14 protein-coding genes are annotated in these 21,747 nt (G+C 73.5%); 7 read left to right on the plus strand and 7 right to left on the minus strand.

Going from position 1 to position 21,747, the window contains the following annotated elements; genetic code table 11:
- Nucleotides 1-18: 18 nt before the first annotated feature.
- A complete protein-coding gene (locus tag ACFVVX_RS01700) occupies nucleotides 19-834 on the minus strand; it encodes a site-2 protease family protein (RefSeq protein ID WP_387940203.1) in 816 nt (271 codons plus the stop codon).
- Nucleotides 835-997: 163 nt separating this feature from the next.
- Between ACFVVX_RS01700 and ACFVVX_RS01705 the strand changes: the two genes are divergently transcribed.
- Nucleotides 998-4,420 carry a BTAD domain-containing putative transcriptional regulator gene (locus ACFVVX_RS01705; protein WP_387940205.1) on the plus strand — a complete coding sequence of 1,141 codons (3,423 nt, stop codon included), beginning with the start codon at nucleotides 998-1,000 and terminating at the stop codon, nucleotides 4,418-4,420.
- 50 nt (nucleotides 4,421-4,470) lie between these two features.
- Here ACFVVX_RS01705 and ACFVVX_RS01710 read toward each other — a convergent pair whose 3' ends face one another.
- The 3 genes from ACFVVX_RS01710 to panB all read right to left on the minus strand — a co-directional run bounded on the left by ACFVVX_RS01710 (nucleotide 4,471) and on the right by panB (nucleotide 7,326).
- Nucleotides 4,471-5,283, minus strand: coding sequence for an ABC transporter permease (locus ACFVVX_RS01710; RefSeq protein WP_387940207.1), 813 nt, complete (start codon nucleotides 5,281-5,283; stop codon nucleotides 4,471-4,473).
- Nucleotides 5,280-6,302 (minus strand): ATP-binding cassette domain-containing protein, encoded by a 1,023-nt coding sequence (locus tag ACFVVX_RS01715; RefSeq protein WP_387940209.1) that lies wholly within the window; start codon nucleotides 6,300-6,302, stop codon nucleotides 5,280-5,282. The genes ACFVVX_RS01710 and ACFVVX_RS01715 overlap by 4 nt, the downstream gene beginning before the upstream one ends.
- Before the next feature lie 154 nt (nucleotides 6,303-6,456).
- Nucleotides 6,457-7,326 carry a 3-methyl-2-oxobutanoate hydroxymethyltransferase gene (panB, locus tag ACFVVX_RS01720; protein ID WP_387940211.1) on the minus strand — a complete coding sequence of 290 codons (870 nt, stop codon included), beginning with the start codon at nucleotides 7,324-7,326 and terminating at the stop codon, nucleotides 6,457-6,459.
- Nucleotides 7,327-7,613: 287 nt separating this feature from the next.
- On the opposite strand from panB, the gene ACFVVX_RS01725 reads away from it, so the two are divergent.
- From ACFVVX_RS01725 to ACFVVX_RS01735, 3 genes are all read left to right on the plus strand, one after another.
- Complete coding sequence (locus ACFVVX_RS01725; protein ID WP_387940213.1) at nucleotides 7,614-9,281, plus strand: MFS transporter; 1,668 nt, start codon at nucleotides 7,614-7,616, stop codon at nucleotides 9,279-9,281.
- A gap of 162 nt (nucleotides 9,282-9,443) precedes the next feature.
- Entirely contained in the window at nucleotides 9,444-10,103 is a 660-nt protein-coding gene (locus ACFVVX_RS01730; RefSeq protein ID WP_387940215.1) for a TetR/AcrR family transcriptional regulator, read from the plus strand.
- A gap of 195 nt (nucleotides 10,104-10,298) precedes the next feature.
- Nucleotides 10,299-11,369, plus strand: a complete 1,071-nt coding sequence (locus ACFVVX_RS01735; protein WP_387940217.1) for an endonuclease/exonuclease/phosphatase family protein — start codon at nucleotides 10,299-10,301, stop codon at nucleotides 11,367-11,369.
- 39 nt (nucleotides 11,370-11,408) lie between these two features.
- On the opposite strand, the gene ACFVVX_RS01740 is transcribed toward ACFVVX_RS01735, so the two are convergent.
- The gene (locus tag ACFVVX_RS01740) at nucleotides 11,409-13,163 is read right to left on the minus strand and encodes an NAD+ synthase (RefSeq protein WP_387940219.1); all 1,755 of its coding nucleotides are present in this window, start codon (nucleotides 13,161-13,163) and stop codon (nucleotides 11,409-11,411) included.
- Between the two features lie 151 nt (nucleotides 13,164-13,314).
- On the opposite strand from ACFVVX_RS01740, the gene glnA reads away from it, so the two are divergent.
- Both glnA and ACFVVX_RS01750 read left to right on the plus strand, forming a co-directional pair.
- Nucleotides 13,315-14,676, plus strand: coding sequence for a type I glutamate--ammonia ligase (gene glnA / locus ACFVVX_RS01745; RefSeq protein WP_387940221.1), 1,362 nt, complete (start codon nucleotides 13,315-13,317; stop codon nucleotides 14,674-14,676).
- A 177-nt stretch (nucleotides 14,677-14,853) separates the two neighbouring features.
- Nucleotides 14,854-16,065: a hypothetical protein gene (locus ACFVVX_RS01750; protein WP_387940223.1), complete on the plus strand. Its 1,212-nt coding sequence runs from the start codon at nucleotides 14,854-14,856 to the stop codon at nucleotides 16,063-16,065.
- Here ACFVVX_RS01750 and ACFVVX_RS01755 read toward each other — a convergent pair.
- On the minus strand, nucleotides 16,032-17,192 hold the full coding sequence (locus ACFVVX_RS01755) for an acyltransferase family protein (protein WP_387940225.1): 1,161 nt from the start codon (nucleotides 17,190-17,192) through the stop codon (nucleotides 16,032-16,034). The two genes, ACFVVX_RS01750 and ACFVVX_RS01755, sit on opposite strands and share 34 nt — an antisense overlap.
- A gap of 233 nt (nucleotides 17,193-17,425) precedes the next feature.
- Here ACFVVX_RS01755 and ACFVVX_RS01760 point away from each other — a divergent pair, with 233 nt between their 5' ends.
- Nucleotides 17,426-20,452, plus strand: a complete 3,027-nt coding sequence (locus ACFVVX_RS01760) for a bifunctional [glutamine synthetase] adenylyltransferase/[glutamine synthetase]-adenylyl-L-tyrosine phosphorylase (protein WP_387940226.1) — start codon at nucleotides 17,426-17,428, stop codon at nucleotides 20,450-20,452.
- Nucleotides 20,453-20,536: 84 nt separating this feature from the next.
- On the opposite strand, the gene ACFVVX_RS01765 is transcribed toward ACFVVX_RS01760, so the two are convergent.
- Nucleotides 20,537-21,502: a phosphatase PAP2 family protein gene (locus ACFVVX_RS01765; RefSeq protein ID WP_387940228.1), complete on the minus strand. Its 966-nt coding sequence runs from the start codon at nucleotides 21,500-21,502 to the stop codon at nucleotides 20,537-20,539.
- Between the last annotated feature and the right edge of the window lie 245 nt (nucleotides 21,503-21,747).

A 21,747-nucleotide genomic window follows, 5' to 3' on the forward strand; every position in this document is an offset into this window, starting at 1 on the left:
CCCCTGCCCCGGGCCGGTCTAGCCCTTCCAGAAGGTGAAGAGCTCCCGGCCGAACAGCGCGTACGCCTCGTCGACCCCGAAGAGGTCCATCAGGCCGTACACGGTGTCGAAGAAGAACCGGTTCACCTCGGGCTGCCACAGCAGCGCGAAGACCGCCAGCATCCCGTACGGGGCGAACGGCTCGACGGCGCGGCGGGCCCGGTACGACAGCCAGGGCTCGATGACGCCGTAGCCGTCCAGCCCCGGCACCGGGAGCAGGTTCAGCAGGGCCGCGCTGAGCTGCAGCATGCCGAGGAAGCCCAGGGCCAGGGCGAGCGGCGAGACGACCAGCTCCTGGCCGCGCCAGACGGCGTGCACGGACGGGTCGTCCAGCCAGCCCGCGCCGATCGGGACCAGCAGCAGGGCCGCGCAGACCAGGTTCACCAGCGGGCCGGCCGCCGAGATCAGGCTGTGCTTGAGCCGCCCGTTGATCCGGTGCCGCTCGATCCAGACCGAGCCGCCGGGCAGGCCGATCCCGCCGAGGATCACGAAGACGATCGGCAGGACGAAGCTCATCAGGATGTTCGCGTACTTGAGCGGGTTGAGCGTCAGGTAGCCCTTGGCGCCGACGGTGAGGTCGCCGCCGTGCAGCGCCGTCCGGGCGTGCGCGTACTCGTGCAGGCAGAGCGAGACCATCCAGCCCGCCACCACGAACAGGAACACCCCGAACGAGGCGTTGCCGTACCCCGCGTACACCGCCCAGCCGGAGGTGCCGAGTATCGCGAGCAGCACCCAGAAGACCGGGCTGATCCGGCGGTCCTCGCTGCGCGAACGCTGCGTTGCGGCGAAGGTCATGACGTGGGTGCTCCGAGGGGGTCTGGGGTGCGGGCGGGACCGATCATGCCCGGCCGTCCGGCGCCGGGACAAGCCGTCCAGGGTGAACGTACGGCACCCCGGTCCCGTTCCGCCCCCGTGCAAATGTGCGTGCGCACCCGCGGGCATCGACCAGAATGGGCAGGTGCACTACGGCATCCTCGGCACCACCACGGCCCATCACGACGACGGAACCCCGGTCCCGCTCGGCGGTGCCCGGCTGCGCGCACTCCTCGCCGCCCTGGTCCTGCGCCAGGGGCGGCCGGTGCCGGCCGACCTGTTGGTGGAGGAGGTCTGGGACACCGAGCCACCGCAGGACTCCTCGGCCGCGCTGCAGACCCTGGTCGGCCGGCTGCGCCGCACCATCGGCCGCGACGCGGTCGGCTCCGGCCCGGCCGGCTACTGGCTGACCGATCCGCGGACCGACCTCGGCGAGTTCCAGCGGCTCTCCGCCGAGGGCCGCCGGGCGCTGGAGACCGGCGACCACGGGCCGGCCGCCGAGCGGCTGGGCGAGGCCCTGGCGCTCTGGCGCGGCCCGGCCCTCGCCGACCTGCCCGACCGCGGCGGGCCGGCCACCCGGCTGGAGGCCCAGCGCGACGAGGCCCGCCGGCACCGGATCACCGCCGAACTCGGCCTCGGCCGGGCCGCCGGACTCGTCGCGGAGCTCGCCGAGCTCTGCGAGCGGCAGCCGCTGGACGAGCAGCTGCAGTACCTGATGGTCCGGGCGCTGAACGAGAGCGGCCGCACCGCCGAGGCGCTGCGCCACTACGAGCGGACCAGACGGGCGCTGGCCGACGAGCTCGGCGTCGATCCGGGCCGCACACTCCAGGGCCTGTACGCGGAGCTGCTGTCCCCGGCCGAGCCGGCGCCGCGCCGACCGCGGGCCGGGGCGCCGCAGGCCGACCCCGCGCAGCCCGCCGGGCCCACCGGGCCGGCCAAGGCACCCGCACCCGCACCCGCACCGACGGCGGCGCCCGAGCCGGCCGCCGCCCGGAGCACCGGCAACCTGCGCGGCCGGCTCACCAGCTTCGTCGGCCGGGAGAGCGACCTCGCGGCCCTGCGCGGCACCCTGACCGGCAGCCGGATGGTCACCCTGACCGGTCCCGGCGGCTCCGGCAAGACCAGGCTCTCGGTCGAGGCCGGCCGCGCCGAACAGGGCGCCGGGTGCTGGCCGGACGGAGTCTGGCTGGCCGAGCTGGCCCCGCTGGAGAGCCCGGACGCCGTCCCGGGCGCGGTGGTCTCCGCGCTCGGCCTGCGCGAGACCGTCCTGCACACCGGCGGCATGGTCGCCGACGTCATAGAGAGCCGTACCGAGGACCCGGTGCGGCGGCTGGTCGAGCACTGCGGCCACCGCCGGATGCTGCTGGTCCTGGACAACTGCGAGCACCTGATCCAGGCCGCCGCCGACCTCGCCGACCAGCTGCTCGCCGAGTGCCCGGGCCTGACCGTGCTCGCCACCAGCCGCGAGCCGCTCGGCGTCCCCGGCGAGACGGTCCTGCCGGTCGAGCCGCTGCCCGACCCGGTGGCGCTGCGGCTGCTCGCCGAGCGCGCCGCCGCCGCCCGCCCCGGCTTCGACCCGCAGAGCGAGCCGGAGGCCTGCGCGGAGATCTGCCGCCGCCTCGACGGCCTCCCGCTGGCCATCGAACTGGCCGCCGCCCGGCTGCGGGTGATGACGGCCCGCCAGATCGCCGACCGGCTGGACGACCGCTTCGCGCTGCTCACCGCGGGCAGCCGCACCCTGCTGCCGCGCCAGCAGACCCTGCGCGCGGTGGTCGACTGGAGCTGGGACCTCCTCGGCAAGCGCGAACGGGCCGTGCTGCGCCGGCTGTCGGTGTTCGCCGGCGGCTGGCGGCTGGAGGACGCCGAGGCGGTCTGCGCCGACCGCGAGGTGCCCCGCGAGGAGGTCGCCGACCTGCTGCTCTCGCTGGTCGACAAGTCGCTGCTGGTGGCCGACCTCGGCGGCGGGGACCTGCCGCGCTACCGGATGCTGGAGACCATCCACGAGTACGCCGCCGAGCGGCTGGCCGAGGCCGCCGAGAACGACGGGACCCAGCGGCGGCACGTCGAGCACTTCCGCACGCTGGTGGTGACCGCCGAGCCGCTCATCCACGGCCCGGAGCAGTTGCACTGGCTGGCCGTGCTGGAACGCGAGCAGGACAACATCCGGGCCGCGCTGCGCCGCGCGGTGGACCGCGGCGACGAGCAGGAGGGCCTGTCCCTCGCACTCGGCATGAGCTGGTACTGGTCGCTGCGCGCCTACAGCCTGGAGGCCCGCGGCTGGTACGACGCGGTGGGGGCGCTCGGCCCCGACCCGTTCGCCCCGGAGGCGGTGGTCGTCCCGCTGGAGCGCCCGGTGCTGGCGTACGCCCTGCCGATGCCGGAGGGGGTCGTGGCCGAGGGCCGCCGGGAGATGGCGATGTACCGGCTGGTCGGGCAGTTCGAGGGGAACCTGGAGATCCTGGGCGATCCCGAGGCGGCGCGGCTCGCGCAGCGGATCCTGGACGTCTACACCCCGGACCTGCCGCAGGCCTACCGCTTCCCGGGGCTGATGCGGGTGTTCGGGGCGTTCCTGGCCGGCCGGCTGGACGAGATGCGGGACCTGCTGGAGGACGCGGTGGACGGCTGCCGCCGGTACGGCAGCGGCACCGACCTGGCGTTCATCCTGCAGATCCGGGCCAAGATGATGAACGACTGGCCGGGCGGCACCGAGCAGGGCGTGCGGGACGGCGAGGAGTCGCTGGAGCTGTTCCGCCGGGCCGGCAACCGCTGGGGGATGTCCCAGGCGCTGGCGGCCCGCGGCGAGTCGATGGCCAACCAGGACCTCACCGACGAGGCCGTCGACGCCTACCGGCGGGCGATCGAGCTGGCCGAGGAGCTGGGCGCCCCGCAGGAGGTGCCGATGCTGCGGGTGCACCTGGGCGGTGCGCTGCTCGGCCGCGACCTGGAGGAGGGCGAGCGGCACATCCGGGAGGCGCTGGCCTCGATCCAGCCGGGGGAGAGCCAGGCGGCCAACGGCGCGCTGCTCTTCGGGCACCTGATGCTCTGCGGCCTGCACGCCCAGCGCGGTGAGTACGAGCAGGCGCTGGAGCAGCTGGACCAGCTGAGCTGGAGCAGGATCGGCGCCTTCGCCCCGGGACTGGTCGCCGGGATGCTCACCGTCACCCGGGGCTGGGTGGTCGCGCGGGCCGGCGATCCGGAGAGCGGGGCCGGGCTGGTCCGGGAGGGGCGGCGGCTGCTGCAGGTCGTCCCGGAGGCCGCGAGCGGCTTCGCCGAGCAGATGTCGGTGATGCTGGTGCCCCCGGTGGCCGGGGTGCTGCGGGCCTTCGCCGAGCGCGACGGCGATCTGGATGCGGCCCACCGGGCGGCCGTCCTGCTCGGCGCGCACCAGGGCCTGCACGGCCCGCGCGGCGGGCGGCTGGACCGCACCGAGCGCGAGGAGGCCGAGCGGAGCCTGCGGGCCCTGCTCGGCGACGGGGCCTTCGAGGCGGCCCTGGCCGAGGGCGCCGGGCTGACCGTCACCCAGGCCGGTGTGCTGCTCGACATGGTGGCCGACTGGCCGACCGGCTGACCCCCCGTCCCAGGGGTCGGCCGGCCGGCCGGACCATGGCATGCGGACCGTCAGGTCCGCTTGCGGAAGCGGGCCACCGCGAGCGGCGCGAAGACCGCGGTGATGCCCACCGACCAGCCCAGCACGATCAGCACCGGGTGGGCCACCGCGCCCTGGCCGTTGAGCAGTGCGCGGCAGGCGTCGGCGAGTGCGGAGAGCGGGTTGATCTTGGTGAAGGACTGCAGCCAGCCGGGCATGGTGCCGGTCGGCGCGAAGATCGAGCTGCCGAACTGCATCGGCATCAGGACGAGCATGGACACCCCCTGGACGGCCTGCGCGCTCTTCATCGCCATGCCGAGCAGCATCGAGATCCAGACGATCGACATGCCGAAGAGCAGCGAGAGCCCGACCGCGGCCAGGACCTCCAGCGGGCCGGTCTTCACCTCGAAGCCGAGGATCAGGGCGAACCCGATCAGGATGGTGAAGGAGACCAGGGACCGGCAGGTCTCCGCGCCGATCTTGGAGAGCAGGACGGAGGAGCGGCCGATCGGCAGCGTCCGGAACCGGTCCATCACCCCGGTCTGGAAGTCGCTGTTGAGACCGGTGCCGACGGCCATCGCCAGGGTGATCCCGGTCTGTCCGAGCAGGCCGGGGATGAGGTACTGCTTGTAGGCGTCCTGGCCGCCGGAGATCGCGCCGCCGAAGACGTAGACGAACAGCACGATGAAGATGATCGGCATCAGGACCGCGTCGAACATCGACTCGGGGTCGGCCTTGATCCGCATCAGGTTGCGGCGGGTCAGCGCGCCGATGTGCCGCAGGTGGCCGGAGAGCCCGATCCGGGAGTCCTCCACCTTGGCCGGGCTGAGCGTGGCGGTGGTCATGCGACGGGCTCCTTGACGAGGCTCTGGACGGGCGCCGCGTCGTCCGCGGGCTTGCCGGTGATGGTGAGGAAGACCTCGTCGAGGCTGGGCACCTTGGTGTCGATGTCGCTGATGGCGAAGCCGCGGGTGCCGAGCACCCCGACCACGGCGGTCAGCTGCTCGTCGCCGGTGATCGGCACCGAGAGCAGCCCGGTGTCGGCGGAGAAGGTGGCCGCGCCGATGCCGGTCTCGTGCAGGCAACGGGCCATCTCGGGCAGCTCGGCCGCGCGGGCCGGGCGGACCTGCAGGGTCCGGCCGCCGACCTGGGCCTTGAGCTCGGCCACTCCGCCGGAGGCGATGACCCGGCCGCGGTCGATCACGGTCAGCTCGTGGGCGAGCTGCTCGGCCTCCTCCATGTACTGGGTGGTGAGCAGCACGGTGGAGCCCTCGGCGACCATCCGCTGCACCTCGTCCCAGACCTCGTTGCGGGTGCGCGGGTCCAGGCCGGTGGTGGGCTCGTCCAAGTAGAGCACCCGGGGGCGGCCGATCATGCTGGCGGCCAGGTCGAGGCGGCGGCGCATGCCGCCGGAGTAGGTCTTGGCGACGCGCTTGCCGGCCTCGGTGAGCGAGAAGCGCTCCAGCAGCTCGGCGGCGCGGTCCTTGGCCTCCTTGCGGGAGAGGTCGAGGAGGCGGCCGATCAGGTAGAGGTTCTCGTAGCCGGAGAGCATCTCGTCCACGGAGGCGTACTGGCCGGTGAGGCCGATCGTGCGGCGCAGCTGCTTCGGCTGGCGCAGGACGTCGTAGCCGCCGACGACGGCGGTGCCGGCGTCGGGCTTGATCAGCGTGGACAGGATGCGGACCAGCGTGGTCTTGCCGGCGCCGTTCGGGCCGAGGACGCCGAGCACGGTGCCCTCGCGGACGGTGAGGTCGACCCCGTCGAGGGCCTTGGTGCTGCCGTAGTGCTTGACGATGCCGCGGACCTCGACGGCGTTGCCAGCGGCGGGTCCCCGGTCGTTCGGGGCGGTGGCGATTCGTGTCATGCCCCCAGGCTGTCCCCTCGGGCTGTCAGCGGGCTGTCACCGCCGGCCCGGGCCGGGCGGCCCGCTGTCATCACACTGTCGCGGCACTGTCAGCACGGCGGGAGGGCCCCCGCACCCCGGTGGGTGCGGGGGCCCTCCCGGTCCGGCCGACCGGTCAGTGGAAGGTGTGCTCCGGTGCCGGGAAGGTGCCGGCCGAGACGTCGGCGGCGAACTCGCGGGCGGCCTCGCCGAGGACGGCCCGCAGGTTGGCGTACTGCTTGACGAACTTGGGCACCCGGCCGGCGGTCATGCCGGCCATGTCGGTCCAGACCAGGACCTGGGCGTCGCAGTCGACGCCGGCGCCGATGCCGACGGTCGGGACCGACAGCTGCTCGGTGACCTGGGCGGCCAGCTCGGCGGGCACGGCCTCCAGGACGACGGCGAAGGCGCCGGCTTGCTGGACGGCCTTGGCGTCGCGCAGCAGCTGGTGCGCCGCCTCGTCGCCGCGGCCCTGGACCGGGTAGCCGCCGAAGGCGTGCACGGACTGCGGGGTGAGGCCGATGTGCGCCATCACCGGGATGCCGGCCTCGACCAGCAGCTCGATCGAGCGGGCGCTGCGCTCGCCGCCCTCCAGCTTGACCGCGCCGACCCCGGCCTCCTTCATCAGCCGGGCGGCGTTGTGCATGGCCTGGGCGGGCGACTCCTGGTACGACCCGAACGGCAGGTCGGCGACGATCATCGCCCGCTTGGTGCCCCGGACGACGGCGGCGGAGAGCATCACCATCTGATCCATGGTCACCGGCACGGTGGTCTCGTAGCCGAGGTGGCAGTTGCCGGCGGAGTCGCCGACCAGCAGGACGGGGGTGCCGGCCTCGTCGAAGACGCCCGCGGTCAGGGCGTCGTAGGCGGTGAGCATCGACCACTTCTCGCCGCGCTGCTTGGCGGCGGCGAGGTCGCGGACGGTGACGCGGCGGTTGGTGACCCCGCCGTAGAGGCTGGCGGTCGACGCCTGGTTCTGGGCAGGCGAAGGCGAAGAAGCGTTCATCGAACAGGCTCCTGAAGGGTTGTCGTCTCGTGGCGCCGTGCGGCGTCCCCGGATCACCTCCATGCTTGCACGCCCGCGCGCGGGCGCAAAGAGGGGTGCATCCCCTCCGTTGCGATCTGTGGCACACCGCCCGCGCGGGCCGGGCCTTTGCCCAAACTTTATGAAACGGAGTCGTCTCGTATCGAAAATCGAGCTACGCTGCTCCAGGGGGTTACGAGACGCCGTCGGCTCGAAAAGACGGCGTGGACAGGCCCGCCAGTGCCACGCCACCACGGACGGGAACTCCAATGACCACCGCAGCCGCGCCACCCCGTGTGCCGGAAGCCATCCACCGCCGCCGCTGGGCGATCCTGGGCACCCTGGTGCTCGCCCTGCTCGTCGTCGTGCTCGACAACTCGATCCTCAACGTCGCGATGAAGACCATCGCGTCCCCGGCGCCCACCGGCCTCGGCGCCAGCCAGAGCGACCTGGAATGGTCGATCAACTCCTACACCCTGGTGTTCGCCGGACTGCTGTTCACCTCAGGCCTGCTCGGCGACCGCTTCGGCCGCAAGCGCGCGCTGCTGGCGGGCATGGTGGTCTTCGGCCTCGCCTCGCTGCTCTCGGCGCTGGCCGCCTCACCGGGTGAACTCATCGGCTACCGCGCCCTGATGGGCGTCGGCGGCGCTCTCGCGATGCCCGCGACGCTCGCCATCATCATGAACGTCTTCGAGCGCGCCGAGCAGCCCAAGGCGATCGGCATCTGGGCCGGCGCGGTCGGCCTGGCCATCGCGATCGGCCCGATCACCGGCGGTCTGCTGATCGAGCACTTCTGGTGGGGCTCGGTCTTCCTGATCAACGTCCCGATCGTGATCGTCGCCGTCGTCATGATGGTGCTGCTGGTGCCCGAGTCCAAGGACCCCAACCCGGGCCGGCTCGACCCGATCGGCGTACTGCTCTCGATCATCGGCCTGGTCGCGCTGATCTACGGCATCATCAAGGGCGGCGAGCTCGCCGACTTCACCGCCGTCGGCGCCTGGGTGCCGATGCTGGTCGGTGTGCTGGCCCTGGTCGGCTTCGTCTGGTTCGAGCGCCGTACCGCCCACCCCGCGCTGGACGTCACCTGGTTCCGCAACAAGGTGTTCAGCGCCTCCGTGGTCGTCGTCGGCGTGGTCTTCTTCGCGCTGATGGGCGTCTCCTTCTTCGGCGTCTTCTACATCCAGAGCGTGCGCGGCTACAGCGCCCTGCAGGCCGGTGTGCTGATGCTGCCGCTGGCCGTCGCCCAGCTGCTGTTCGCCCCCCGGGCCCGGCTGGTGGTCGACCGCTTCGGCATCCGCGCCACCTGCGCCGGCGGCATGGTGCTGATCGCGCTCGGCTTCCTCGGCTACCTGCTGCTGAACGCCACCACGCCGATCTGGGTGCTGGTCGTGCTCGGCCTGCTGATGGGCACCGGCATGGCGCACGTGATGCCGCCGGTCACCGTCGCGATCATGGCCTCGCTGCCGCGCGAGAAGGCCGGCGCCGGTTCGGCGATCAACAACACCTTCCGCCAGGTGGGCGGCTCGCTCGGGGTCGCCGTGCTCGGCGCGGTGCTCTCCACCGTCTACCGGGACGGCATCTCGGACAAGTTGGACCAGCTGCCGACCGAGGCGCTGCGGGAGAAGGCGGGCGAGTCCCTGGAGGCCACCCTGGCCGTCGCCGGGCGGCTCGGCCAGCAGGGCGCCGACCTGGTCGGCCCGGCCAACGAGTCGTTCATCAACGCCATGCACGTGGTGGCGGGCCTGTCCGCCGGCATCACCGCCTTCGGCGCGCTGCTGGCCTGGGTGCTGCTCCCCGGCCGGATCGCGGCCGGCGGGCCCGGCGCCCCCGGTGGCGCCCCCGGTGCTCCCGGTGGTGCCCCCGGCGCCTCCCGGCCCGGCGAGCAGCAGCCCGATCTGTCCGGACCGGCCCGCGAGCCGGAGGCCGCGGGAGCCTGACCGGCGAGCGCGACGGGTGAGAATAGGGGGCCCCGCCTCCCCGGGCGTACCGGGAGGGCGGGGCCGCCGTCCGTGCCGGGCTTCCACCGGGCCGTGGCCACGGACGACAATCGAAGAGGACGGCGCCGCGCGCCCGCGCGCACCCAGGAGGAAAGAGCGGGGATGAAGACGGACACCACGGTCGTCGCGGCCTATCCCGGGCCGCGCCGGGGCCGCCCCCGCAGCGAGGCGGCCGAGCAGGCGATCTTCGCCGCGGTCGAGGAGCTGATGGCGGGGGGTACGGCCCTGGCCGAACTGACCATCGAGGGCATCGCCACCGCCGCCGGCGTCGGCAAGGCCACCATCTACCGGCGCTGGCCCAACAAGGAGGCCCTGCTGGTGGACATGGTCAGCCGGCTGGAGGCCCCGGTGCCCGAGCCGACCGGCGGCTCCGTCCGGGACGACCTGGTCGCGATGATCGAGTACATGCGCATCCGCGGCCTCACCAAGCGCTCCCGCTGGGTCCTCAAGGCCGCCCTCGGCCAGATGCACAGCTGGCCCGAGCTGCGCACCGCCTACCGCGACCGGGTGATCATGCCGCGCCGGCAGGCGGCCTACGAGCTGATCCGTCGGGGGATCCTCCAGGGCGAGCTGCGGGCCGACCTCGACGAGGACCTGCTCGGCGACCTGCTGATGGGGCCGATCCTGGCCCGCAGCATCCTGTGGGACGACTCCGACCTGGACGACCCCGGGCTGGCCGCCCGGATGGTCGACGCCCTGCTCCAGGGGCTCGGCCCGGTCCCGCACCCGGCGGTCCGGGACCTCCCCGGGGGCGACCTGTAGCGGGACTGTGACCTGCGGCGTGGCCTGCCTCACCAATCCCGGCCACGCCGGAACCCGCTCCGCGGAGCCCGCGTCTGTCCCGGCATAGGCTGAGCCGGGAATCCGATCAAACCGGCACCAGTCCGGCACACCGTCCGCCCACCCGGCGGCCACGGCATCGGACCGGCAGGCGGCACGAACGACGGGAGCCACGGCATGGCACAGGCGGACAGGGCGGATCGCGCGGCGGTACCGGCGGAGGGCGGCAGCGGGCCGGCCACCGCCGGGAGCGCCTCCGAGGGATCCCGTCCGGGCCGCGGCTTCCTGGGCCTGCGGCAGTGGGGCCGCGACGCCCGGGGCGCCACCACCTGGCGGCGCGGCCTGGTCCTCGCCGTGCTCGCCCTGCTCACCACCGCCCTGCTGGTCTTCCACGCCGACGTCCCGAACTCCGTCGGCAACCTCGGCAGCCTGCTGGAGACCTTCCTGCCCTGGCTGGGCCTGGCCGTCCCGGTCCTGCTGCTGCCCGCCCTGCTGCGGCGCTCCGCCACCGCGCTGATCGCGCTGCTGGCGCTCACCCTGGTCTGGCTCAACCTGTTCGGCGGGCTGCTCAGCGACAAGGGCGGCGGCGCCGGCGACTGGACGGTGGTCAGCCACAACGTCGCCGCGGCCAACGCCGACCCGCAGCGCACGGTGCAGCTGCTGAAGGACTCCGGCGCCCAGATCGTCGCCCTCCAGGAGCTGGCCGGCAAGGCGCTGCGCAGCTACGAGAGCGGGCTGGCCGACGCCTACCCGTACCACGCGGTGGAGGGCACGGTCGGCCTCTGGTCGAAGTACCCGATCAGCGGAGTGTCCGTGGTGGACATCAAGATGGGCTGGACCAGGGCGTTCCGCGCCCAGGTCGCCACGCCGCAGGGCCCGGTGGCGGTGTACGTCGCGCACCTGCCGTCCGTCCGGCTGAAGGCCGAGGGCGGCTTCACCGTCGACCAGCGGGACGCCAGCGCGCAGGCGCTCGGCGACGCCGTCGAGGCCGAGCCGCTGAAGAAGGTCCTGCTGCTCGGCGACCTCAACGGCACCATGAACGACCGCAGCCTGGCGCCGATCACCTCGCAGATGCGCTCGGCCCAGGGCGCGGCGGGGGACGGCTTCGGCTTCAGCTGGCCGGCCTCGTTCCCGATGGCCCGGATCGACCAGATCATGAGCAAGGGCGGCCTCCGGCCCACCGACTCCCGCACCTTGGGCCAGGACGGCAGCGACCACCTCGCGATCGCCGCCGACTACCGGTACTGACCGCCGGTACCGGGGGGCGGGCCCCCCGGCGGCCGGGGGTCAGCCGCGGCGCCAGCGGTTGGTGATCGGCAGCCGGCGGTCCCGTCCGAAGCCCTTGACCGAGATCTTCGGGCCCGGCGGGTACTGTCGGCGCTTGTACTCGGCGGTGTCGACCAGCCGGACGATCCGGTCGACCACGGCCGGGTCGAAACCGGCCGCGACGATGGCGTCCCGGCCCTGGTCTCCCTCGACGTAGAGGTCGAGCACGGTGTCCAGCAGGTCGTAGTCCGGCAGCGAGTCGGTGTCCACCTGGTCCGGCCGCAGCTCGGCGGACGGCGGCTTGTCGATGGTGTTCGGCGGGATCGGCGGCTGCTCGCCGCGCCGCTCGGCCTCCTCGTTGCGCCAGCGGGCGAGCCGGAAGACCAGCGACTTGTAGACGTCCTTGATCGGCCCGTACGCGCCGACCGAGTCGCCGTACAGCGTGGAGTAGCCGACCGCCAGCTCGCTCTTGTTGCCGGGGGCGAGCACCAGGTGCCCCTCCTGGTTGGAGATCGCCATCAGCAGCGTGCCGCGCAGCCGGGACTGCAGGTTCTCCTCGGCCAGTCCGGTCAGCTCGGTGGCCGCCAGGTAGGCGTCGAACATCGGGGCGATCGACACGGTCCGGAAGTGCAGCCCGGTGCGGCGGGCCAGCTCGGCGGCGTCGTCCCTGGAGTGCTGCGAGGAGTAGCGGCTCGGCATCGAGACGCAGTGGACGTTCCCGGCGCCGACCGCGTCCACCGCGATGGCCGCCACCAGGGCCGAGTCGATGCCGCCGGAGAGGCCGATCAGCACGGACCCGAAGCCGTTCTTGGTGACGTACGCCCGGGTGCCGGAGACCAGCGCGGCCCAGATCTCCGCCTCGTCCGGGATCCGGGGGGCCACCTCGGCGGTCAGCGGCACGGCGGGCGCCGGCCCGGGGTCGCCGCCCAGCTCGGTGCGGACCAGGTGCAGCCCGTCGCCGAGCAGCAGGCCGTCGGTGTGGTCGCTGCTCGCGGCCGGCAGGTCGAGGTCGAGGACCATCAGGTGCTCCTCGAACTGGGGGGAGCGGGCCAGCACCGCGCCGTCCGGGGCGACCACGATCGAGTCGCCGTCGAAGACCAGCTCGTCCTGGGCGCCCACCATGTTGACGTAGGCCAGCGGGCAGCCCGCCTCGGCGGCGCGGCGGCGGACCAGCTCCAGCCGGGCGTCGTCCTTGTTCCGCTCGTACGGCGAGCCGTTGACCACCAGCAGCAGGCCGGCCCCGGCCTCGCGGGCGGCCGTGACCCGGCCGCCGTCCTGCCAGATGTCCTCGCAGATCGCCAGGGCGACGTCCACCCCGTGCAGCCGCAGCACCGGAAGCTGGTCGCCGGGGACGAACCAGCGGTACTCGTCGAACACGCCGTAGTTGGGCAGGTGGTGCTTGGCGAAGCGGGTGACCACCTCGCCCCGGTGCAGCACCGCCGCGCAGTTCTGCGGGGAGCCGGCCGGCCGCCCGAACCGCGGCGCGGCGTGCTCGGAGCGCCCGAGGTATCCGACCACCACCGGCAGGGATCCCAGGCCCTCGTCGGCCAGCCGCTCCGCCAGCCCGGCCAGCGCGGACCGGGACGCCTCGACGAACGACCCGCGCAGGGCGAGGTCCTCGACCGGGTACCCGGTCAGGGCCATCTCGGGGAACGCGACCAGCTGGGCGCCGGCCTCGAAGGCCTGCCTGGTCCAGCGCACCACCTCATCGCCGTTGCGTGCGATGTCACCGACCCAGGGGTCGGTCTGGCTCAGGGCGAGACGGAGATTGGGCATGTCCCGAGTCTAATCGTCGATCTGACGCGATGTCGTTCGGCCGGGGTCGCCACTGCCCTGGGGGCCGGTGATCCGCCATGATGGGGGCAGTCGCTTTCGGGTGGTTTCCGGGCGTAACACGAACGTAAAGAGCAGAGGTGAGACTGTCCCCATGGGCAAGCAGCAGGAGTTCGTGCTCCGGACGCTCGAAGAGCGTGACATCCGTTTCGTCCGGCTGTGGTTCACCGACGTGCTCGGGTTCCTCAAGTCGGTCGCGGTGGCTCCGGCGGAGCTGGAGCAGGCCTTCGAGGAGGGCATCGGCTTCGACGGGTCGGCGATCGAGGGATTCGCCCGGGTCTACGAGTCGGACATGATCGCCAAGCCGGACCCGACCACCTTCCAGATCCTGCCGTGGCGCTCGGAGACCCCGGGGACGGCCCGGATGTTCTGCGACATCCTGATGCCGGACGGCTCGCCGTCCTACGCCGACCCCCGGTTCGTGCTCAAGCGGACCCTGGAGAAGGCCTCCGCCCTCGGGTTCACCTTCTACACCCACCCCGAGATCGAGTTCTTCCTGCTGAAGAACCTGCCGGGCGACGGCACCGCGCCGATCCCCGCGGACCAGTCCGGCTACTTCGACCACACCCCGCGCGGCGTGGGCCACGACTTCCGCCGCCAGGCGATCACCATGCTGGAGTCGATGGGCATCTCGGTGGAGTTCTCCCACCACGAGGGTGCCCCCGGGCAGCAGGAGATCGACCTGCGGTACGCCGACGCGCTCTCCACCGCCGACAACATCATGACGTTCCGCCTGGTCATGAAGGAGGTCGCACTGGAGCAGGGCGTGCACGCCAGCTTCATGCCCAAGCCCTTCTCCGACCACCCGGGCTCCGGGATGCACACCCACCTCTCGCTCTTCGAGGGCGACCGCAACGCCTTCCACGAGTCCGGCGCCGAGTACCAGCTGTCCAAGGTGGGCCGCTCCTTCATCGCCGGCCTGCTCCGGCACGCCGCCGAGACGGCCGCCGTCACCAACCAGTGGGTCAACTCCTACAAGCGGATCTGGGGCGGCTCGCAGCGCACCGCGGGCGCCGGCGGCGAGGCACCGTCGTACATCTGCTGGGGCCACAACAACCGCTCCGCGCTGATCCGCGTCCCGATGTACAAGCCCGGCAAGCAGGGCTCCACCCGGGTCGAGGTCCGCTCGCTGGACACCGGCTGCAACCCCTACCTCGCCTACGCCGTCACCCTGGCCGCCGGCCTGAAGGGCATCGAGGAGGGCTACGAGCTCCCGGCCGGCGCCGACGACGACGTCTGGGCGCTGTCCGACGCCGAGCGGCGGGCGATGGGCATCCAGCCGATGCCGCAGAACCTCGGCGAGGCGATCGACCTGATGCAGCGCAGCGAGCTGGTCGCCGAGACCCTCGGCGAGCACGTGTTCGACTTCTTTCTCCGCAACAAGCGCCAGGAGTGGGAGGAGTACCGCTCCGAGGTCACCCCCTTCGAGCTGCGCAAGAACCTCCAGGTGCTGTAGCCGCAGGGCTCCGCTGACGCCCGGTCAAGTACCGGAGGGCCCGTCGTCATTCGAATGGATGACGGCGGGCCCTCCGTTTGGGTTGGCGCGCTCACCGATGGCGGTATGTGAGGGGATTGTGACGTTGGGTTGTGATCCGATAAGCGTGATCCACCCCTCCTCACCTGGAAGGACCCCATGCCCTCCTCCACCGTCAGCCGCGCCGCCGCCGCCCGTCTGCTCGCCCGCCGGATCGGGATCGCGGGGGCGGCCTTCGCCGCCGTCGCCGGTCAGCTGCTGGTCAGCCCCGTCGCCGACGCCCGCGGGTCCGGGCCCAAGCAGCCCGAACTGCGCGCCGACACCATCGCCTCGAACCCGATCCCGTTCACGACGCGGTTCCAGGGCGACTTCCACGGGTCGGTGACCCGGATCAGCAACTCGCTGATGACCTGTGACGAGACCCAGCCGCCGGTCGACCCGGCGCAGCCGGCGTGCGTGGACGCCCGGACCGGCGCGGGCAGCCGCCCGATCAACAACAACTACCAGATGAAGTACATCAACATCGATCCGGGCAGCATCGGCCCGCTCGGCGACCCGATCTACTCCGCCAGCTCGGCCGACCTCAACCTGCTGGAGGGCTCCGAGATCAAGTACGCCCGCCTGTACTGGGGCGGGACCCGCGGCATCGGCGACACCGTGCTGCCGGAGAGCCAGATCGACGAGATCTACCTGAAGTTCCCCGGCGAGAACCAGTACCGCAACATCGCCAACGACCAGCCCTCGATCGGCTACATCACCACCAGCGAGGAGAGCAGCTACCAGGCCTCCGCCGACATCACCGACCTGGTGAAGCAGTCCGGCAACGGCACCTACACCGCGGCCAACATGGACTCCGTGGTCAAGCCGCACAGCTGGGGCGGCTGGACGATCGTGGTGGCGTACGAGAACCCGTGCAAGCCGCTGCGCCACGTCCACGTGTGGGACGGCTTCCAGGTCGAGCTGCCGGACAGCCCGCCGCGCGAGTTCACCCTCGACGGGCTGCAGACGCCGGCCACCGGCCCGGTCGCGGGCAAGCTCGGCTTCGTGGTCTACGACGGCGACCTGAAGTGGACCGGCGACACCCTCGCCATGAAGTCCACCAACGGCCCGCTGACGCCCTTCCAGGACGTGAACCACGCGGTCAACGACTCGTTCAACTCCACCATCGAGGAGCTGTCCCCGGCCGACCAGTTCGCCCGCAACCCGTACAACCGCAACAACTTCGGCTACGACTCCAACCGGTGGGACATCTCGCCCTACCTGCGCAACGGGGACACCGACATCTCCATCCGGTTCGACACCGACAAGGACGGTTACGACCTGGGCGTCTTCTACGCCTACGTCAACCTGGACGGCTCCCTGGAGGGCTGACCGGGCGCCACCGCCCGGCGCCGCTGCCGCAGCACCCGCAGGCCGGGGTGCGGCAGCGGCGCCGCCGTGTGCGCGGGGCGCCCGCGCAGGGCGCGCTCGCACGGCCGCTCCACCCACCGGTACAGTCCGCCCGCCACCAGCAGGCTCCCGGCGGCCAGCAGCAGCCAGACGACCGGCAGCGCCGCGCCGGGCGCCGGGCGGCCCGCGGTGCCCAGCCAGCAGCGGATGCCGATCTCGTGCACCAGGTACCAGGCGTAGGACCACTCGCCGAGCCGTACCGCCACCGGGCCCGCCAGCAGCCGCGGCCCGGCCCCGGCGCCGTCCCGCTGGGCGGCCGCCACCAGCAGCGCGGCGAACAGCGGCGCCGCCATCAGCTGGGACGCGCTGTAGGGGCCCCACCAGGCGGAGTCCGGGGCGGCCGCGTGCCACGGCACCAGCAGCAGGTGCCAGCCGGCCACGGCCGCCGCGGCGCCGGCGAGCGGGACGCGGGGGAGCCGCCCGTGCCGGACGGCCAGCCCGGTGGCCACACCGAGGACGAACTGCGGGGTGCGGGTCAGCGGCAGGTAGTCCAGCAGCCAGCCGCGCACCGCCGGGTCGTCCGGCAGCAGCGCGCCCGCCGCCCAGAGCGCCGGGCCGAGTGCCGCACAGAGCAGGGCGAGCGGCAGCCAGGACCGCCGGCGCGGCGCCAGCGTGCGCAGCAGGAGAGGGAAGAGCAGGTAGAACCAGGCCTCCGCGCCCAGCGACCAGGAGGCCGGGTTGCCGCCGAAGACCGTCTCCCGGGCCCACGGGTGCACCAGCGGCAGCGACCAGAGCGCCGCCGCCAGCGGCAGCGCCGCGCCGATCGCGGCGTCCGCGCCGAGCGACACCGCCGTGGTCAGCGCGTGCAGCGGCCAGATCCGGGCGAACCGGCGGCGGGCGAAGCGCCCCGCGGTGGTCGGCGCCCCGTCGTACGTCCAGGCCAGGACGAAGCCGGAGAGCACGAAGAAGAACGTCACGCCGCTGCGGCCGTACCAGGCGAGCGGGCCCAGCAGCGGCACCTCGCCCACCTTGCGGGCGAGGTGGTAGAGCACCACCAGCAGCGCGGCCCAGAACCGCAGCCCGGTGAGCGACGGCAGTCGGGCGGGCATCGGCGCTCCGGGGGCGGGACGAGGCGGGGGAAGGCGGGGGAAGGCGGGGCCGGACGGGTCGGCTCCGGTCCAACGAGCCGGGGCCGGCCGAGGACACGCCACCGGACCCGCGTGATCGTTCCCGCCGGGCGGCCGGCGCCGGGGCGCGCGGCGCGGAGCGCGGCCGCGTACCCTGCTGGAGGCGGCTCGGACCGGTCGGGCGCGGGCCGCGCGGGCCGGAAGCCGGAGGGGCGATGTCGGTGGAGGATCAGCGGGCCGGGAGCCGGGTCAGCCGGCCGGAGATCAGGCTGGTGCGGCGCGGATTCACCGATCCGGCGCAGGCCGTCCGGCTGCTCGCCGGGCCCGGCCTGGAGGGGCTGGCCGACGACCCCGTCCTGCTGGACGCGCTCGGCGCGACCGCCGACCCGGACCTCGCCCTGCTCGGCCTCGCCCGACTGCTGGAGGCCGCCGACGAGCAGGACCGGCACACCCTGCGCGACACCCTCACCACCTCCAAGCCGCTGCGCGACCGCCTGCTCGGCGTGCTCGGCGCGTCCGCCGCGCTCGCCGACCACCTGGCCCGGCACCCGCACGACTGGCACGCCCTGGTCACCTTCGAGCTGCGCGACATGCACCCAGGCCCGGACGACTTCCGGCGCGCGCTCGACCAGGGCGTTCGGGGCCACGGCGTGCCCGACCGTCCGGACGCCCTGCGGGTCGCCTACCGCCGCTGCCTGCTGGCCATCGCCGCCCGCGACCTCACCGGCACCACCGACCTCGCCCAGACCGCCGCCGAGCTCGCCGACCTGGCCGGCGCCACCCTGCAGACCGCCCTCGACATCGCCGCCGAGCAGGACCCGGAGGCCGCCCGGTCCTGCCGCCTCGCCGTCATCGGCATGGGCAAGTGCGGCGGGCGCGAACTCAACTACGTCTCCGACGTCGACGTCATCTTCGTCGCCGAGCCGCAGGAGGGCGTCGACGAGCACGAGGCCGTCAAGGGCGCCACCCGGCTCGCCGCCGCCCTCACCCGGATCTGCTCCGACACCACCGGCGAGGGCACCATCTGGCCGGTGGACGCCAACCTGCGCCCCGAGGGCCGCAACGGCCCGCTGGTCCGCACCCTGGCCAGCCACCTCGCCTACTACCAGCGCTGGGCCAAGACCTGGGAGTTCCAGGCCCTGCTCAAGGCCCGCCCGGTCGCCGGGGACGCCGAACTCGGCGCCGCCTACCTGGACGCGCTCGCCCCGATGGTCTGGCAGGCCGCCGCCCGGGAGAACTTCGTCGCCGACGTGCAGCAGATGCGCCGCCGGGTGATCGACTCCATCCCCGCCACCGAGCTGGACCGCCAGCTCAAGCTCGGCCCGGGCGGCCTGCGCGACGTCGAGTTCTCCGTCCAACTGCTCCAGCTGGTGCACGGCCGCACCGACCCGGCGCTGCGCAGCGGCAACACCCTGGAGGCGCTCGCCGCGCTCTCCCGCGGCGGCTACGTCGGCCGGGCCGACGCCGTCTCGCTGGACACCGCCTACCGCTTCCTGCGCTCGCTGGAGCACCGCATCCAGCTGCACCGGCTGCGCCGCACCCATCTGATGCCCAAGGCCGAGGGCGACCAGCGCCGGCTCGCCCGCTCGCTCGCGCCGCTGATCAACGACGACACCCGCGCCGACCCGGTCGCCGCCCTCCAGCGCGAGTGGCGGCGGCACTCCGTCGAGGTCCGCCGACTGCACGAGAAGCTGTTCTACCGGCCGCTGCTGGACGCCGTCGCCGAGCTGCCGACCGGCGCCGCCGGCCTCACCCCGGACGCCGCCCGCGCCCGGCTGGAGGCGCTCGGCTACGCCGACCCGGCCGCCGCGCTGCGCCACCTCAGCGCGCTCGCCTCGGGCGTCAGCCGCAAGGCCGCCATCCAGCGCACCCTGCTGCCGGTGCTGCTCGGCTGGTTCGCCGACTCCGCCGACCCGGACGCCGGGCTGCTCAACTTCCGCCAGGTCTCCGACGCGCTCGGCCGCACCCCCTGGTACCTGCGGCTGCTGCGCGACGAGAGCGCCGCCGCCGAGCAGCTGGCCCGGGTCCTGTCGGCCGGCCGGCTCGCCCCCGACCTGCTGCTGCGCGCCCCGGAGGCGGTCGCCATGCTCGGCGACCCGCAGGGCCTGGCGCCGCGCGGCCGACCCGCCCTGGAGCAGGAGATACTGGCCGCCGTCGGCCGGGCCGACACCGCCGCCACCGCCGTTGCCGCGGCCCGCTCGGTGCGCCGCAGGGAGCTGTTCCGGACCGCCGCCGCCGACGTCCTCGGCCGGCTCGGCGACGACCCCGCCGAGGCGCTGGACGCCGCGGGGGAGGCGCTCACCGCGCTGAACGCCGCGACCCTCCAGGGCGCGCTGCGCGCCTGCACCGCCGGCTGGGAGGCCCGGCACGGCGAGCTGCCGACCCGGATCGCGGTGATCGCGATGGGCCGCTTCGGCGGGCGCGAGCTCGGCTACGGCTCCGACGCGGACGTGCTCTTCGTCCACGAGCCGCTGCTGGGCTCGCTGGACCAGGACGCCGCCCGGGCCGCCCAGGCGGTCTGCCACGAGCTGCGCACCCTGCTGGGCGCGCCCTCCACCGAACCGCCGCTGCTGGTCGACGCCGACCTGCGCCCCGAGGGCCGCAACGGCCCGCTGGTGCGCACCCTCGCCTCGTACGCCGCGTACTACCGGCGCTGGTCGCACGCCTGGGAGAGCCAGGCGCTGCTGCGCGCCGAGCCGGTGGCCGGGGACGCCGAGCTGGGGGAGCGGTTCCGGCAGCTGATCGACCCGTTGCGCTACCCGGGGACGGGCGTGCCGGAGCGGGACGTGGTGGAGATCCGCCGGATCAAGGCCAGGATCGAGGCCGAGCGGCTGCCGCGCGGCGCCGACCCGACCACCCACACCAAGATCGGCCGGGGCGGCCTGGCGGACGTGGAGTGGACGGTCCAGCTGCTCCAGCTCCGGCACGGGCACGAGCTGCCGGCCCTGCGCACCACCCGGACCAGGGCGGCCCTGGCCGCGGCCGTCGGGGCCGGACTGGTCGGGGCCGAGGACGCGGCCGTGCTGGACGCCGCCTGGGTGCTGGCCTCGCGGGTGCGCTCCGCGGTGATGCTGGTGCGCGGCCGGCCGGGCGACAGCTTCCCCGCGGAGGCGCGGGAGCTGTCCGGGGTGGCCCGCTACCTCGGCTACGGCACCGGGCACAGCGGCGAGCTGGTGGACGACTACCGGCGCACCACCCGGCGGGCCCGGGCGGTGGTGGACCGGCTGTTCTACGACGGCTGAGGGGCCGCGCCGGCCGGTCCGGCGCCCCGGTGTACGCCGAGGGCCCCGCAGACCAGGTCTGCGGGGCCCTTCGGGTCGGCGGGGTCAGCGCTGCCCGGCGCCGACCGCGGGCTCGCTCCACTGCTCGGGGACGGTGATCGGCTCGTCCCGCGCCTCCCGGGCCGGTACCCGGGGCAGTCGGTAGGGCCAGGAGTGGTAGATCCAGCGGGCCGCGAGGAAGCCGACCAGGAGGCAGAGCTCACCGCCGACGGCGTCCATCCAGAAGTGGTTGGCGGTCGAGACGATCACCACCAGGGTGGCCAGCGGGTACAGCAGTCCGAGCACCCGCACCCAGGCCCGGCGGGCCAGGAAGAAGATCGCCAGACCGCACCACATCGACCAGCCGATGTGCATCGAGGGCATCGCCGCGTACTGGTTGGAGACGTGCGTCGCGGGCCCGGAGGCCATCGAACCCCAGGTGTTGTGGACCTTCAGGGTGTCGATGAACCCGCCGTCGGTCATCAGCCGGGGCGGTGCCAGCGGGAAGAAGTAGAAGCCGACCAGCGCGATGCCGGTGGTCACGAACAGCACCGTGCGGGCGGCGGCGTAGCGGCCCGGATGGCGGCGGTAGAGCCAGACCAGCACGCCGATGGTCACGATGAAGTGCAGCGTCGCGTAGTAGTAGTTCATCCCGACGATCAGCCACGAGGCCTTGTCGACCGCGTGGTTGACCGAGCGCTCGATCGCGACGCCCAGGCTCTGCTCGAAGTCCCAGATCCAGGAGGCGTGCTTCTGGGCTATCGCCTCCTGCTCGGGCACGGCGTTGCGCACGAGCGAGTACACCCAGTAGCTGATCCCGATCAGGGCGAGCTCGAACCAGATCCGCGGCCGGGCCGGCGAGCGGCGCTGGTCGCGGACGCGGCTGCGCAGCGCCGCCGAACGGGACTGGGCGACACGGGTGGCTCCGTCGGGCATCCGGCCGGGCTCGGCCGGGCCTGCTCCGGAACCGCCACCGTGCGCCGCGCCGGCGCGATCGGCGCCGGTCTGCTGGATCTCGGTCGGTTCCCCCATGGACGAGAAGTCTGCCAGACGTCCCGTAGCCGTCTGCTCATCCTCTGGAAGTGGATTCTTCACCGGATGTCCCCCTTGAGGGTTAGGGGGCGACTCCCACCGGGGTAGGGGGTGCTGTCGGGTCTGGTATGAACCGGTGGGACGGGCATATGTCCCATTGTCACGCCGAGTCGATCGGCCGGCGCAAGCGGGGGGTCGGGCGGCGCTGCGGGGGGTCCGGGGTTTCCCCGCACGAAACGGTTTCT

Origin of the sequence: Kitasatospora sp. NPDC058170 (assembly GCF_042883905.1) — a bacterium.
Lineage (GTDB): Bacteria > Actinomycetota > Actinomycetes > Streptomycetales > Streptomycetaceae > Kitasatospora.